General features: G+C 42.2%; 9 protein-coding genes. 6 read left to right on the forward strand and 3 right to left on the reverse strand.

The window, feature by feature from the left end; all coding sequences use genetic code 11:
- Positions 1-363 precede the first annotated feature (363 nt).
- The 4 genes from ACPZ3T_RS28270 (at position 364) to ACPZ3T_RS28285 (ending at position 9,885) form a co-directional block, all read left to right on the forward strand.
- Positions 364-8,013, forward strand: coding sequence for a phytase (locus ACPZ3T_RS28270; protein WP_490272743.1), 7,650 nt, complete (start codon positions 364-366; stop codon positions 8,011-8,013).
- Between the two features lie 84 nt (positions 8,014-8,097).
- Positions 8,098-8,379, forward strand: a complete 282-nt coding sequence (locus tag ACPZ3T_RS28275; protein WP_490272744.1) for a hypothetical protein — start codon at positions 8,098-8,100, stop codon at positions 8,377-8,379.
- Positions 8,380-8,401: 22 nt separating this feature from the next.
- Entirely contained in the window at positions 8,402-9,019 is a 618-nt protein-coding gene (locus ACPZ3T_RS28280; RefSeq protein ID WP_490272745.1) for a PEP-CTERM sorting domain-containing protein, read from the forward strand.
- Positions 9,020-9,534: 515 nt separating this feature from the next.
- The gene (locus ACPZ3T_RS28285) at positions 9,535-9,885 is read left to right on the forward strand and encodes a Rieske (2Fe-2S) protein (RefSeq protein WP_490272746.1); all 351 of its coding nucleotides are present in this window, start codon (positions 9,535-9,537) and stop codon (positions 9,883-9,885) included.
- A 262-nt stretch (positions 9,886-10,147) separates the two neighbouring features.
- On the opposite strand, the gene ACPZ3T_RS28290 is transcribed toward ACPZ3T_RS28285, so the two are convergent.
- Complete coding sequence (locus tag ACPZ3T_RS28290; protein WP_490272747.1) at positions 10,148-11,692, reverse strand: NAD(P)/FAD-dependent oxidoreductase; 1,545 nt, start codon at positions 11,690-11,692, stop codon at positions 10,148-10,150.
- 531 nt (positions 11,693-12,223) lie between these two features.
- Here ACPZ3T_RS28290 and ACPZ3T_RS28295 point away from each other — a divergent pair.
- On the forward strand, positions 12,224-13,216 hold the full coding sequence (locus ACPZ3T_RS28295) for a glycosyltransferase (RefSeq protein ID WP_490272748.1): 993 nt from the start codon (positions 12,224-12,226) through the stop codon (positions 13,214-13,216).
- 364 nt (positions 13,217-13,580) lie between these two features.
- Here ACPZ3T_RS28295 and ACPZ3T_RS28300 read toward each other — a convergent pair whose 3' ends face one another.
- A complete protein-coding gene (locus tag ACPZ3T_RS28300) occupies positions 13,581-14,870 on the reverse strand; it encodes a Glu/Leu/Phe/Val family dehydrogenase (RefSeq protein ID WP_490272749.1) in 1,290 nt (429 codons plus the stop codon).
- A gap of 178 nt (positions 14,871-15,048) precedes the next feature.
- On the opposite strand from ACPZ3T_RS28300, the gene ACPZ3T_RS28305 reads away from it, so the two are divergent.
- A complete protein-coding gene (locus ACPZ3T_RS28305) occupies positions 15,049-15,903 on the forward strand; it encodes an Rpn family recombination-promoting nuclease/putative transposase (protein ID WP_490272750.1) in 855 nt (284 codons plus the stop codon).
- Here the strand turns inward: ACPZ3T_RS28305 and ACPZ3T_RS28310 are convergent.
- The gene (locus ACPZ3T_RS28310; protein WP_490272751.1) at positions 15,900-17,408 is read right to left on the reverse strand and encodes a carotenoid oxygenase family protein; all 1,509 of its coding nucleotides are present in this window, start codon (positions 17,406-17,408) and stop codon (positions 15,900-15,902) included. The two genes, ACPZ3T_RS28305 and ACPZ3T_RS28310, sit on opposite strands and share 4 nt — an antisense overlap.
- Positions 17,409-17,482: the final 74 nt, after the last annotated feature.

The following is a 17,482-nucleotide window of genomic DNA, read 5'->3' on the forward strand; positions in this document are numbered from 1 at the left end:
CTTAGAGCGTAGCGGGGGGGAGCATCGTTACGTAAAGCCTGCGCCCCACTACACTCTCAGGGTAGCCAATTACGAATTACGAATTACTTAACCATTTGCTAGTAATTCCTTAATGTAGCTGGGATAATTTGAAATTTAACAATCCGAATAAATACTGAATTAAGGTTTATTGCTGTTTTTTTGGCGATCGCCTTAATTTTCTGTGTGAGTGTTCCTACGTAAAAACTAATTAATGCAGATATCCAGCAATTAACTATCACTCTTTGCTGCACTCATGCCTGTTACTCCCAATCCAGCCATAGATGAAAAATTAAACTTCTTGCGGCAAAAAGCTCTCTAAAGTGGGAATTTTTAATTAATATTATGACGACTAAACCAACAATCCGCATTTCCCAGTTCAACGCTTCTCTCAACCGTAATAGCGAAGGCCAGTTAGTCAGTGATTTATCTACGCCTAACAACGCTCAAGCTCAGGCTGTGGCGGAAATTATTCAGCGCAATAACCCAGATGTGTTGCTGATTAATGAATTTGATTATGTTGTTAGTAATCCACTCCAACCAGTTCAATTCTTCCAACAAAATTACCTCAGCGTTAGTCAAAATGGTGCAACTCCTGTTGAGTATCCCTACGTTTATATTGCACCTTCTAACACAGGTATACCATCAGGGTTTGATTTAGATAACAACGGCTCAGTTGGCGGCGGGAATGATGCCTTTGGTTTTGGCAATTTCCCCGGACAGTTTGGGATGTTGCTGTTGTCTAAATATCCCATAGACACCGCAAATATACGCACCTTCCAAAACTTCTTATGGAAGGATATGCCAGATTCCTTATTACCTACAATTAAAACTGCTGGCTCAGATACTCCTTGGTATTCTCCAGAAGAACAAGCAATTTTGCGGTTATCTTCCAAAAGTCACTGGGATGTACCCATCCTAGTCAATGGTGAAACAATCCATGTATTGGCCAGTCATCCTACACCCCCAGTATTTGATGGTGCAGAAGACCGCAACGGTAAACGCAACCATGATGAAATTCGCTTTTGGGCAGACTATATCACCGCCGATAAAGGTGATTATATCTATGATGATGCAGGTAATATAGGGGGTTTAAAGTCTGGGTCAAGTTTTGTAATTATGGGGGATCAAAATGCTGATCCTTATGATGGTGATAGTTTTGACAACGCTATTAGGCAACTGTTACAAAACCCCAATATTAATACCAACTTCATCCCCAGCAGTCCCGGCGCACCCCAGCAAGCGGCTTTACAAGGTGGTGCAAACGCGAACCATCGGGGTAATCCCTACTTTGACACAGCAGATTTTGCTGATGGAAGTCCAGGGAATTTGCGGAGTGATTATGTTCTACCCTCTACAGATTTGCAAATTACTAACTCAGCCGTATTTTGGCCTGTAAATACTGACCCAGAATTTGCTCCTGTAGGAACTTTTCCCTTTCCTAGTTCCGACCATCGTTTGGTGTGGGTAGACGTAGAAGTAGGGGCAACACCAGCCGGAAAAACCGTTCCTGATGCGGAATTTGTCGAACAAACCACCTTTCCTACAGGGTTGATTCCTGGAGGTGCAGCCGGGACTGTAGATGGTGTACCGACTCAGGTAGGGGGGTTATCTGGTGTCACCTATGATGCTACTAATAATGTGTATTATGCGATTTCTGACGATCGCTCTCAAATCGCCCCAGCCCGTTTTTATACCTTCACAGACAATGGCGATGTAGAATTTACCAACGTCACCACCCTCAAAGACACTAATGGTAATACCTTTCCTATTTTCAGCCTTGACCCGGAAGGTATCGCTTTAACCAAAAATGGCACGGTATTTATCTCGTCAGAAGGGGAAGCCAATATTAACGCTGGTCGTGTTAGCAATCCTTGGATTAAAGAATTTGACTTAGCTACTGGTCAAGAATTACGCTCTTTACCCGTACCTGTGAAGTTTTCCCCCACTGTAGAAGATACCAACGGTAATAGTGTTATTGATACAGGTGATACCCAAACATCAGGGGTGCGGAATAACTTAGCCTTTGAAAGTCTGACTATTTCCCCCGACCAAAAAACCCTCTACACAGCTACCGAAAACGCCCTCTTTCAAGATGGGGAAAGAGCCTCTTTAACTAGTGGTAGTCCTTCCCGCATCCTGCAATACAACTTACTTAGCGGTCAACCAGAAAAAGAATATCTCTATATTACCGATGCGATCGCAGATGTTCCCAATCCCTCTACAGGTTTTGCAGATAATGGCTTAGTTGATTTATTAGCAATTGATAACCGGGGTACTCTCCTCGCTGTCGAACGCTCCTTTGCTCTTGGGGTAGGTAATACCATCAAAATCTATGAGGTGTCTTTGCAAGGTGCAACGGATATCAGCACTATTGACTCCCTGAATAACTTGAGTGAGGCAGAATTAGCAGCCCTCAGACCTGCTAGTAAACGCCTGGTGTTGAATTTAAATGACCTGAATTTACCCACCGGTACAGATAACATCGAAGGTATTACCTTCGACCCCAAATTAGCTGATGGTCGTCAATCAATTGTCTTGGTGAGTGATAACAACTTCAGCACAGCCCAATTTACCCAAATTCTGACCTTGAGTGCAGAGGTAATCCCCACAGTTACCCCCACCGTAGAAACTCGTCCCGATTTATTGGATGATGACGATGCTAGCATCCCAGTAGTTGACCAAGATGCCGATGCTGATGACCCTGCAATTTATGTCAATGCTAGCGACCCTTCAGCCAGCTTGGTATTGACAGCAGTGAAAAATGCCGGAGTTAGGGTTTATGACTTATCTGGGAATTTACTCCAAACCGTTAACCCTGGAGATGTTCGTTACAACAACATAGATTTGCAATACGGATTTAACTTGGGTGGTGAATCTGTAGATATTGCCGTGGCGAGCGATCGCAATAACGATAAACTGGTATTCTTTAAAATTAACCCCAACCCTACTACCCCCGGTGAATATCTCCAAGACATCACCGACAGCAGTATCGGGACTCTGTTCCAGGATGCACCCTTTGAGCCACCTTACTCATCCGATGAACGCAGTGCTTACGGGGTGGCTTTATATCGTAGTCCTGTTAGCAATGATTATTATGTCTTTGTCAATCGTCGGGAAACGGGTGATGTAGCGCAATTCCGGCTGATAGACCAAGGTAACGGTAAAATTGGCGCGGAACGGGTGCGAGAGTTCACCATCCCCACCGATGCAGGCATTGACCCCCAAACCGAGGGGATGGTTGCAGACCAAGAATTGGGATACCTCTACATCGGTCAAGAAAATGTGGGGATTTGGAAATTTGACGCTGAACCCAACGGCCAAAACACTGGCAAGTTAATAGATAAAATCAAAGATTTGGGTGGCTCTAATCTTACCCAAGATGTAGAAGGCTTGACGATTTACTACGGTAAAGATGGTACAGGTTACTTGTTGGTATCTAGCCAAGGTGACAACACCTTTGCTGTCTACAGTCGTGAAGGTAATAACGAATATTTAGGTAGGTTCGCTGTTGGGAATAACGGCTCAATTGACAGCGTCCAGGAATCTGACGGTGCAGATGTGGTCAACGTCCCCCTCGGAGCAAATTTCCCCTTCGGTTTATTTGTCACTCAAGACGGTTCTAACGACCCCGCCAGACTTGTAGAAGATGACGGGGAACTCGAAAACGTCAACACCAATTTTAAATTTATTCCTTGGGAAAACATCGCCCATGCTTTCCCCCAACCCCTAGCAATTGATACAACGAGTTACAATCCCCGGACTCCAATGGCACAACCAAAGCTGACTGTCTACGAATTTAATGATCTACCAAAGTTAGGGACAACTACCTCTGGTGAAGATATTTTCCTTGGTGGTTTCTCTGGACTTTACTTCCAAGGCATTGCTGCTAACGGTAACTTAAAGTTTGTCACCCACACCGATAGAGGCCCCAACGGCGAAAACGTCAACGGTAACAGACCTTTCCCCCTGCCAGACTTTCAACCAGAAGTAGTTAGCTTTGAATTGAACCGCAGCACCGGAGAAATTACCATCACCAAGAGAACAGGCTTATTGCGTCCCGATGGTATCACACCCTTAACTGGACTACCTAACCTGCAAGCTGGTGCTAGCGGTACAGCCTACACCGATGAAAATCCTGTAGATTTGAATAGCCAGCCCCTACCGAATGACCCCTTGGGGGCAGATTTAGAGGGTATTGTCGTTGCACCCAACGGTGATTTGTGGATGGTGGATGAATATCGTCCCGCAATTTACCACTTTGACAGTAACGGAGTATTGCGCGATCGCTTCATCCCTATTGGTGATGCTACGGACTCCAGCCAAAACGGTGGTACTTTTTTTGGCACACCTGTATTCCCGGCAGTTTACGCCCAAAGACGCAGCAATCGGGGCTTTGAAGCTATAGCACTGGAAGGTAATAAACTATATGCCTTTATTCAAAGTGCCATTGATAACCCAGATGTCGGTAATGATGCCACCTCTAGAAGTTCTGTAAATCTGCGGATTTTGGAATTTGACGTTATTTCTAAACAGGTTACAGGTGAATATCTCTATCTCCTAGAAGATATTTCCGGTAGTGGTAACGCCAGAACCGACAAAATCGGTGATGCTGTCTCTCTAGGTAACGGTAAATTCGCCGTTGTTGAGCGAGATGATTTAGAAGACAACACCTCCAACAAGCTGATTTTCCAGATTGATTTGGCAGGGGCAACCAATATTAATGATCCTGCTAACTTGGCAAACTTGCCTCCTGGTAAAACTATTGAACAGTTAACGGTGGCTGAGTTAGCGGCGGCGAATATTATGCCTGTTAATAAAAGCCTGATTGCCAATGCGGCTGAACTCGGTTACACGGGAGTTAGCAAACTCGAAGGCTTGGCTTTAGTAGACTCCAAAACTCTAGCTTTAGTCAACGACAACGATTTTAGTATTGTCGGGACTCAGACAAATTCTGATGGTACGATTGGCGTTACCGTTAATTCCCCCAGTTTGCCCTCAAAACTCGGCTTACTAGAACTACCCTACACCTTGGATGGGTCAAAATTAACCCTCAAAGGTTTTGCATCCCTGCCGGCTGATAGCTTTGCAGAAGGGCCAACCTCTGGAACTGCAATTACAGGTAACACCAACGGTAGGGATGTACCCTTTATTGATAAACAACCCATTCAAGGCTTTAGTGCGGTACAAGTTGCTGATGATAATTCCTACTGGTTATTATCTGACAACGGTTTTGGTAGTAAGGCTAATAGTCCTGATTACCTGCTGCGGATTTACCGGGTTGACCCCAGTTTCCGGGGTACAGAACAAGGGGATGGTAGCGTTAATGTCTTGGATTTTATCCAATTATCTGACCCAGATAACAAAATTCCCTTCCAGATTGTCAATGAAAATACTAGTGACAGACTCCTAACTGGTGCAGACTTTGACATTGAATCCCTGACAATCGCCGCCGACGGTACACTGTGGATTGGTGAAGAATTTGGCCCCTACCTACTGCACTTTGATGCTACTGGTAAGTTATTATCTGCACCCATCCCTACACCCAACATTACCAATCTCAATACTCTCAATGGTCAAGCACCAATTGTCATTGGACACCGGGGCGCAAGTGGTGAACGTCCAGAACATACCCTAGAATCATACAAGTTGGCAATTGAGCGCGGTGCTGACTTCATTGAACCGGATATAGTAGTGACAAAAGACGGAGTGTTAATTGCCCGTCACGAACCCAACTTAATTAACACTACCAACGTTGCTGATCTGCCAGAATTTAGCGATCGCAAAAAGACTAAAAATGTTGATGGTAGAGATGAAGAAGGTTTCTTTGCGGAAGATTTTACCCTAGCAGAAATCAAAACCTTACGGGCAAGAATCCAGCCTGGTTTCCGTGATCAATCCTTTAATGATTTGTATAAAGTTCCCACACTAGACGAAATCATTGCTCTAGTGAAACAGGTAGAACTTGATACAGGTAAAAAAATCGGCATCTATCCCGAAACCAAGCACCCAACTTACTTTTTACAGCAAGGCTACGATATTACTCAAAAGTTAATTGATACTCTCCTAGCTAATGATTTTACTGACCCATCACGGATATTTATTCAGTCCTTTGAGACAGCGAATCTCAAGGCATTGAATGATGTAATTATGCCTGCGGCTGGGGTTGATTTACCTTTAGTGCAGTTACTAGACGCATTTGATGTCAATCTGGATGGCTCATTACAAGAGGTACAACCCTACGATTTTGTAGTCAGTGGTGATACTCGCACCTATGCAGACTTACGCACAGCCGCAGGTTTAGCGGAAATTGCCACTTACGCCGATGGGATAGGCCCCTGGAAACGGATGATTAGATCCGTGCAAGGTGTGGATGCTAACGGTGACGGAGCAGCAGATGATGTCAACGGCGACGGTTTAGTTAACGATGCTGATAAAACCCTGACTGCACCCACAACTTTAGTCCAAGATGCCCATGCAGCAGGCTTATTAGTCCATCCTTACACCTTCCGTAACGAAGGACGTTATTTAGCAGCAGACTACAACAACGCCGAAGCAGAATACAGAGATTTTATTCAGCTAGGTATTGATGGCTACTTCACAGACTTCCCAGGTACAGGCGATCGCGTTCGTGATTTGTTCGCCGGTGAATTTGTGCGATCGCCTGATCACCCCGATTTTCTCACAGAACCATCCAATCCTAACCTGTCTCGCTCCCGTGGCTTTGAGGGTATGGCTATCAGTCTCGATAAGCAAACCCTATATCCCATGTTGGAAGGGACTGTTACTGGTGATCCTGCTAACTCTATACGCATTTACAAATTTGATGTTGCATCTAAGCAGTATCAAGGTTTAGTCGGCTACTACTTCCTAGAAAATCCCAGTCATGCGATCGGCGATATCACCGTTATTAATGAGAATGAGTTTATAGTCATTGAGCGTGATAATGGGCAAGGTGCAAGCGCGCAATTCAAGAAGTTATTCAAAGTTGACTTCTCGAAACAAGATGCTAATGGATTTGTCAGCAAAGAAGAAATCGGCGATTTACTCAATATCGCTGATCCTCAAGATGTGAATGGCGATGGTAGTACTAAATTTAACTTCCCCTTCGTCACCATTGAATCTGTAGTGGTTCTAGATGAAAAAACCCTACTACTCGCCAACGATAATAACTATCCCTTCTCTATCGGCCGTCCCCCAGAGATTGATAACAACGAGTTTATCATTCTGGAACTAGACAAGCCTCTCAACTTACCTACTCCGGTAATTAGTATCACTGCTCCTACTGCTAATGCTACGGAAGACGGACAGCCCGGAGTCTTTCGCATTTCTCGCGTAGGCAATACTAGTAAGTCCCTCACCATTAACTACAGCCTTGAAGGCACTGCTAGCAGTGGTAGCGATTACGACAATCTCACAGGTATTGCTACCATCGCCGCCGGGCAAACCTCCGTTGATATCACCGTCACCCCTGTTAATGATGCCTTAGTAGAAGGGAATGAAACCGTCATTCTCAATATCATAGATGGCAGTAAATACGATTTGGGTACTAACGCTAGTGCTACCCTCACCATCCTTGATAACGATTTCAATAACTTTAATGGTACTGGCAGCCGTGATCCTATCACCGGTACTGCGGCTAACGATCGCATTGTCGGCGGTACTGGGCGCAAAACCATTACTAGTGGTGAGGGTAATGACGAATTTGTCTACACCAGCCTCAGAGAAGTAGGGCATACCATCACTGATTTTGAGGTAGGTAGCGACAAAATAGTGCTGACACAGTTACTAGATAGTTTAGTTCCTGGTGGCTACAACGGTAGCGATGCCATTGCTGATGGTTATGTGCGTTTAGTCCAAGGTAGCACTAGTAACAGTACCATTTTGCAAATTGATAGCGATGGTTCTCTAAACCCCGGCATTTTCCGCCCATTCTTAATTTTAGAAAACGTCACACCAACAGCGATGAATAATCTGCAAAACTTCGTGTTTTAACGTTAACTCTGCCGTGTACACACAAGTTGCTGCATCGACATTGCCAATGTATCGCCTGACATTGCCAATGTATCGCCTGACATTGTGAATGTATCGCCTGACATTGCCAATGTATCACCTGACATTGCTAATGTATCACCTGACATTGCTAATGTATCACCTGACATTGCCAATGTATCACCTGACATTGTGAATGTATCACCTGACATTGTGAATGTATTGCCTGACGTTGTGAATGTATCGCCTGACATTGTGAATGTATTGACTAACTCTAAAAAATTTGTGTGTACACAGTTGGTAGAAGTGGGTTTTGGGCTTACCCAATGCCCCATGCCCCATGCCCCATGCCCCATGCCCCATTATTAAATTCACCAACCATTAAAAACCCATGCTCAATTCCGTCAAAAATTCCTTTCTCACCGCCAGTCTATTAAGTATCAGTGCTATGGCAGTAGCTAGCCCCAGTTATGCTGCTAATCTAGATTTATCTACTTGGGATAGTGTTGGTGATGTCAACCTCACATCAACTCAAGCTACTCTCAATTCCGGTACTTTCAATACTGCCTTGACTGGCGGTAGTGTCGGTAGTGTAGAAGATTTTCTTGGTATCCCTGGGGGAAGTTTAGATCCTGTGGGTTCGTTCTTTGGTGCAACCCAAGGTTCTGCAATTAAAACTACTTTGGCTAGTGTGAAAGCTGGTGATATTTTTAGCTTCGACTGGAGTTTTGCAACTAGTGATAGTGACACTGCTTTTGTCACCATTAATAACTCAGTCTTATCTTTAACTGGCAACTCACCATTTAACTATGTGTTCCAAGCGGCTGGAGACTATAGCGTCGGTGTTGGTGTTGTGGATGTAGACGATAGCATTGGTGAGTCACAGTTAACCCTCAGCAATGCTAATTTTACCAAAGTTCCTGAACCTACCACTACCCTAGGTGCGATCGCAGCTTTAGGAATTGGTATGACTATCAAGCGTAAATTCCATCACAAAACACAGGCTTAATTAAAGTTTATTCCTCTAGAGAGATGTATGATTGTACATCTCTCTTTCTTTTTGTCTTCTTCACTGGAAAGGGGTGTAGGGGTGTAGGGGTGTAAGGGTGTAAGGGTGTGGGGGTGTAGGGGAAAGAGTATTTTTGATATTATGAATATAAAATTTTCTTATAGAGCAAGTAATGATAACGTGAGTTCGACGACTGGAAAAACCACTCTCCATAGCTTGCTTCTCGTAGAGTACCTCTCCCCTGCAAGGATAAGCCACTGCGTTGGGGGGGTTTCCCGACTTGTAGCAAGTGGCGTAGAGGCTTTAAAACCTTGCTTTTTCCTTGATATATCATGTTTTTACTCCCCTCTCCGCGTCGGAGAGGGGTTGGGGGAGAGGTCACAAAAGACTTGTCGAACTCACGTTAATGATAAGCGTCTCTTGATGTTGTGAGATGATGTATTTCAATACGTGAGTCTCCAACCGAGGCACACGTTTAAATAGGCTGCATCCTTTAAAGATCAAGAGAGGTATCAATGAACTGGGTTAAAGTGATTCCCGCAGATGAACTACCACCAAACGCCCGTAAAGTGGTGAAAGTAGAACAACGCAACATCTTGTTACTTCACCACAATAATCAAATCTTTGCCGTAGAAAATTCCTGTCCCCACCTCAAGTTACCCTTACAGAAAGGCAAAATTACAGATGATGGTGCAATTGTCTGCCCATTCCATCGTAGTGCTTTTGACTTATCCACAGGTAATCCTAAAGAATGGACTCCCTTTCCCCCCGGTATTGGCAAGGTAATGGGCATGATTTCCAAAGAAAAACCAATATCTGTATTTCCCACCCGCATTGAAGAAGGTAGTATTTGGGTGAGTGTCTAGCTAATACCAATTCTCCAAAATAAACCTACACATAGACGGCAGGGGGCAGGGGGCAGGGGGCAGGGGAAGACAAGGGAGACAAGGGAGACAAGGGAGGAGGGAGTGTGGGGGGAAAGATTTGTTCTCCAACATCCCACACCTCACACACCAAGCACACCAAGCACACCCTTCCCTGACGAGGTTTCAGCTTAACAAGCGTGCCATGCCCAATGCCCAATGCCCAATGCCCAATAATTAGGAATTACGAATTACGAATTACGAATTACGAATTAAAATAGTCTTTCCCCGCACCATATTTCCAACTATCAATTAAGCGATGCCAATAATATTGCTGTGGGGTTGGTAAATTTTTTATCCATGCTTCTAATATTGGGCTAACAGCAAATAAGACAGAATAAACACCTAAATTGCTGTAATGCAATAACCAATCTAACAAGTTAATGAAACCCACTTGCGGGATTATTTGAGCAACTAAACCCGGATGATTTAAACCAGTTTTTACTAATGTTTGAGTTAAAGCAGAAAACTGCACTATATCTTGTAAGAATGGCTTTAAAACTGGCATTCCTAACTGCTGCATTTCCTCAAATACCGCCGAAAGTAATTGATTGATTCGCTCTGGTGGAATTGTCTGATTCACACCAACACTCATAGCTTTTTGAAATAACCAAGTTACACTTAAATTAGGTTGATATGGTTGCAATTGCGCCAACGCTTTTGCAGATATTTGCTCAGTTTTTAATGCCTCATCAATGCCAATTGTTAATCGTTGAAGATGGCGTACCATTGCACCAAAACCACCAAAACTTAAAGGTGACTGATTTCCACTACTATCTCCCACTGGTAAAATGCGATGCCAAGGAGTTTGCAGGGGACTTTGGCGATAACTTGGGAAGAAACCAAACAAAGCACGTTGAAATTTTAGCTGTTGTAATTCCACACCCTGATATTCTGGTAATAAACGCAGATATTCACCAAACAAATCTTCTAAGCTCAAGCGTTGGGGATGGGCATCCAGATATGTAAATAAATACGTCGTTCTACCATCTCTAGCCGGGAATGCTTCCCAAAAATACTGACATTGATGCTGTAAAGATGTAAATGATAAAATTAAATCTCCAGTATTATTTTCTGGAAAACCTTGAGCGCAACTTCCTACTACTAAGCACAGGGCATCAGGTTTTTTACCTTGACGTGCTTGTTGGGTAATGGGGGAAAGATGTCCCATTGCATCAAGTAATAATTTAGCTTTGTATTGATGATTAACTATTACCCCATCTGGGTGAATTACTACATCGCTAAAGGGGGTATTTTCTAATAATACACCGCCAGAGGCGATAAATTTGGTTTTCAGGGTAGCTAATAAATAAACTGGATCTACACCAATATTCAAGACATTTTCTACCCAAACCTCTGCACCATCTTTAAATTTAACTCTAGCTGGATTGTATTGTGTTGCGATCGCACTTGCCAATTCTTCCTCACTCAGCAAGTTCAATTCCACAAATACCTCTAATTCCTGACGGGAAATATTCCACTCCTGTTCTCTCCCCTGTAAAATACCCCTTTCCAGCAACGCCACCCGTAGTCCCCGCACCGCTAAGGCGCAACCAATTAAAATCCCTAATGTACCACCACAAATAATTACATCCCAGTCTACAGCACCTAAAGACTGTTGGTTTTCTTTCACTACTAAAGGAACTGGTGCAGTATTTTCTCTGATAGATTTGAGGATACTATCAGCACGACGCAAACCGCCTAAAACATTACCAGGTAGTTGGGAGAGAATCTCTTCAGTCAGGGACATAATAATATACTCATTTATTAAATGTGCTACAGGAAATTTATCTTAAAATATATCCATAGTCAGATTATTAAATTTTTTATTGAATAATAAAAATAATTCTTTTATACTCAATTTATGTTAATGATTAAACAATCAGAGTAAATAAGATTATGCAGGTTTAATATAGATTTAGCATATGCTAAAAATCAATTGTAAAAATCACGACAGATTTCTATATTAACCAATTGTATACTAAACTTAAGACTTTTTTTGTCAAACAATCTGAAAAATACAAAGTAATAGTAAGTTGCCTTCAAACATAATAAGCTGTTACACCTATCAGTTACATCATTTCATTTGTCTAAAAAAGCTGTAAACCCTTGCCCCCTGTCCCCTGCCACCCTGCAATGTGAATATGCAAATTAAATGTCGCCCCGTCAGTCTTACTCCATACTTCCCAGTTACAGCCTAAATTACTCTCATGGAGAATACCTTTGTATAAATAAAGTATTCGCATCAAGACAGATTTAAGATGAAAGACAGAGAATTAATATGCCCAAGCAAGTTTCGATAATTATACCTTGTTTTAATGCTGAGAAATGGTTAGCTGAGGCAATTGATAGCTGCTTACAACAAACCTATTCTCATCTTGAAATCATTGTCATCGATGATGGTTCTACAGATAATTCCTTAGAAATTATTAAAAGCTACGGCGATAAAATCATTTGGCGTAGTTATCCCCATAAAGGAGGTAATTACGCTCGCAATCGAGGCTTTGATTTATCTCAAGGAGAGTACATTCAATACTTAGATGCTGATGATTATATTTTACCGGATAAGATAGAACAGCAAGTCAATTGTTTAGAAGCAACAGGAGCAGATGTTGTTTATAGTGACTGGAGACATCAGCATCATTTATCTGATGGTTCTATTTTCCTAGATAAAATAGAAATCTCCGCAGTAAAAAAAGACATTTTAGCTGCTTTATTAGCAAATTGGTGGGTAGCTTTAGCTAGTTTAATGTATAAGAGGAGCGCAGTTCAAAAGAGTGGGGGATGGGATGAAAATTTAGCTGCTGCACAAGATAGAGATTTTTTTCTATCAGTGGTAATGAATGGAGCTAAAGTTGCTTATCAACCAGGCTGTTATGCTATCTACAGAAGGCATGGTTCTGTAACAGTTTCCACGGCTTCTAAACGTCGTTGGTTAAAAAGTCACCATCTAGTATTGCAGAAAGTAGAACAGAAACTATTGCAAAGAAATCAACTATCAAGAACATATCGCCACGCATTAGCAAAATCATATTTTGAACTAGCTAGAGAAGCTTTATTCTTGGATTATGCTCAATACTTAATGTTCTTAGAAAAAGCTTTGGTAATGTTCCCAGATTTTAAAGCTAACAGTCAAAGAACATTTTATAGGTTGCTGCAAGATATTTTAGGCTTTCGGCAAACTGAACGTATTGCCTGTTGTATCTTGTTTGTCAAAAAGTTTATTTCTTCTAGCGTTGCTAATCCGAAACAAAAATTTGGAATGCTATTTTAATTCGTAATTCGTAATTCGTAATTTGTAACGATACTCCCTCCGCTACGCTCTAAGCGCAGCTATACCGCAGGCTTTACGTAATTCGTAATTACAGAAGAAGGAGAAGGAGAAACATTTTTCTCCTTTCCTAAGATACCAACAGCCAAGGTAAGTAGAACGACTTGAAAAAACCAAACTATGTAAAGTAATGTAAAAAAATTGAATTTAGTTCGTAGTGAGGACTTTAGTTTTTAAGATAGGACTAAAGTCCTTACTACAAACCTTTAATTATTTACACCGTTCTACTTAGTTATGAGGAAATAATTAACTGATCACTGATAACTGTTAATTGTTAACTGTATCTGTCACCTCTATTTCTAAAAAGTTAAGGATATAAACCCCTATCACGCAATGCTTGGGCTACTCTACCTACCCCCAGGGTATAAGCTGCTAACCGCAAGGGAACTTGCCGCATTTTTGACTGTTTCACTACCTGTTGATAGGCTTGCACCATTAAGTGTTCCATTTCGTGGTTCACACGTACTTCATCCCAAAATAGGTAAGAAAGACCTTGCACCCATTCCAGGTAACTTACCACCACACCACCAGCGTTGGCTAAGATGTCGGGTAATACAGTCACACCCTGAGCTTCTAAAATGCGGTTAGCTTCTAAAGTTACCGGGCCATTAGCGGCTTCGGCAACAATTTGCGCCCGTACTTCGTGGGCATTTTCTGCGGTGATTTGGTTTTCTAAGGCGGCTGGGATTAAAACATCACAACGCAAAGTTAATAACTCTGCATTACTAATAGCCGATGCTTTGGGGAAACCTACCAGACTTCTACGATTTTCGGCAGCATAAGCTTTTAATGCTGGAATATCTAAACCATGAGATGAGTAAACCCCACCTGTACCTGTTGAAACAGCGATAATTTTCGCTCCTGCTTGGTAAAGTAACTCGGCGGCTGCACCTCCCACATTACCAAAACCTTGAATGACTACTCGCATTCCCTCCAAAGATTTGCCCATATCTGCTAAGGCTTCCCGGACGATAATCATTACACCCCGTCCAGTAGCCATTTCCCGTCCCAGTGAACCACCGATAGACAACGGTTTACCGGTGACAACTCCCGGTACAGCATGACCGACATTCACAGAATAAGTATCCATCATCCAAGCCATTTCACGGGCTGAAGTTCCCATATCTGGCGCAGGTATATCTGTTGAAGGGCCGATATCTTTAATTAATTCACTAGTATAGCGGCGAGTAATCCGTTCTAATTCACCCACGCTATAATTTTGTGGGTCAATGGCGATACCTCCCTTAGCACCACCATAAGGTATACCCAATAGCGCACATTTCCAAGTCATCAGCATAGCTAAAGCCGAGACTTCCCGCAGCGTTACAGCCGGATGATATCGAGTTCCACCTTTGTAGGGGCCTAAAACATCAGAATGTTGTACTCGGTGTCCTGCTAGTACGCGGATGTCACCATTATCTAATTTTACGGGAATGGAAACTGTCACCACCTTACGCGGATGACTGAGAATTTCTAAAATACCTTGATCTAACCTTAACTCCTTCCCGGCTGCTTCTAAATAACTACAAGCTTGGTCAAATGGACAAATATGTGCTGGAGTAGCAGCTTCTAAGGGAGTGATAGGGGATGAAACCATAAGATTTTCTCCTAATCGCGGTTTTTAGCGAACCGGATACATATATCCCTAGCCTATCTCGCGTTTTTGCGAAAAATGAGAATTTTGTAGTTTTTGTTACATTTTTATCTTTGTCCAGTCAAGCTGGAGGTGCGAAATAGGGTAAATTAAAGACTTACAGTCAAAATTAAACCTTTCTGTGTTCGATAACATTTGTAAGTTCATCGCTGAAACTTTTTCTTCAGACTTTGCTACTTGGTTGTTAGGTGAACCTATCACTCTCACCGAGTTAAGCCCTAAAGAATTATCTTTAGAACCCATTAGAGCCGATGCTTTAATATTGCTGCAATCTGATGAAGTTGTGCTGCATCTTGAATTTCAAACTCAGCCTGATGAAAATATTCCCTTTCGGATGGCAGATTATCGCTTGCGTGTATATCGCCGCTTTCCTGAAAAACGGATGCTTCAGGTAGTTATCTACTTAAAGCCAACTACATCTGAACTGGTATATCAAACAACTTTTAATATCCAGAATTTACAACATGAATTTACAGTCATTCGTTTATGGGAGCAACCCCCAGAACTATTCCTCAGAACACCAGGCTTACTTCCCTTCGCAGTTTTAAGTAATACTGATAATAAAATCAACACACTACAAGATGTGGGAACTGTTATTGATAGCATTCCTGACCGGCGATTACAAAATAATCTTTCAGCATCAGCAGCAATATTAGCTGGGTTAGTATTAGAAAAAGAGGTAATTCAACGTTTACTCAGGAGGGACATTATGCGGGAGTCAGTGATTTATCAAATGATTGTAGAAGAAGCTCAACAGGAAGGTATAGAAAGAGGTAAGCAGCAGGGTAGACAGGAAGGTAGACAGGAAGGTAGACAGGAAGGTAGACAGGAAGGGATATATGAGGGAAGCCAGCAGAAAGCGCGCGAAATAGCCCTCAACTTGTTAGCAGAGGGCATGACAATTGATGCGATCGCTCGTATAACTACTTTACCAGTAGAAGTTGTGCAACAATTACAACAACAAGCAGCAGATTAACCGGGACTATGGGGACAAAATACCTCAGAGGTAAAGCTGCCATGCAGACCATAGGGTATATGATGTTTTAAATGTAGTCGAGCGATCGCACCTTGATTCAAATCACGAGCATCTAAAATCACTACATCTGAGCGATGATGAGCAGCATCATACACGACAGCTAGCAACCAACCATCATCTTCTGTTTCAGCATCTGGACGTGGTACAAAAATCGGTTCACCCATAAAACCACGGGGTGCAGCACTCCAAAGTTGTCTTTCTCCAGACTCTAAATCAATCTTTAGTAATGCTTGTAGTGGAGCATTCACACCTGTTGCATGACCTGCACCTATATAAATATATCTGTAGTTACGTCCTACATGATCAGGATGTATGGTAGGAAATTCACAACAACGAGCCTCAATTAATTTACGTTTTACTGTCCCATCCTGAAGATGCAGATGAAAACGCCACAATTTTCCAGGAGAACCAGCATCAAAATCTACTTGACGAAAATCACTTTCTGGTTCTACTGCTGGTAAAGAATCATAACAAATTGAGTCAATAAAAATTTCATCTCCCACAGCAAAAGCATTAACGTGATGAAACACAAAACCTGATTGTGTTTCTAGAATTTTCACTTTATTATTTTCCTCTTGAGGAAAACGCGGAATAACTATAATGCGAGTCGGTTGATTTGGCTGAAATTTAATACATTCACCAGCCGAACGCATCCCCAAAACAAAAGGTATAGGATTAAAAACAACAGGATTTTGAAAAAAGATGCAGTGATGAGGAGTAATCACAAAATCGTGAATAAAACAAAATCCCGGCACATTATGAGCGTGCTTTCTAATAATTTTACCTGTTGGGTCTAATTCAAAAATTGTAATTGTAGTAGATAGTCCCGGTTTAATCGAAAAATTCACCAGACAAGGTGCGCCATTATCTGAAATACAACTAGGATCAAAACGGGGATGTGCGCTGAAAGCTTCGCCCTCTGACAAAACCCCATTGAAATATTCTTTACCTAAAGTTTCTAAGGTGTAGGGGTCAAGACGATGAGGTTCAGCAGCTTCCCATAACGCCAATAATTTATCACCCCAATAAATAACGTTAGTATTAGCAATATTTTTAATTTTAAAGTCAAAGATATTAGCTAATAAACCGCCGGGTTTTTGTGTGCCAAATACACCACGATAGATAATTTTACCCGCTTTTTGTTCTGCTAAATAGCCTTCTGTACGCACAAAGCGATTACGAAAATGAGCGCGACCATTGATAAAAGTAATACGGCTAATCATCCCATCACCATCAAAAGGATGATGGATACTTTGCCCATTAATATCCAATAATCCCGGCCCGTTTCTGAACAATGTACCTTGCAATTGTGGTGGGATTTCTCCTTCTATATCATCAATCCAATAATCAAACTCTTCCTTAAGAGATTGATATCCCCCTTGCCAATCTTCACGAGTATAGGATTTTTCTAAAATAGCTTTTTGTGGCATTTCAAAACTTTGCATACAATGTTAATTCGTAATTCATAATTATTGGGCATTGGGCATTGGGCATTGGGCATTGGGCATTGGGCATTGGG

The sequence above is a fragment of the Aliinostoc maniaoense genome (genome assembly GCF_058172895.1).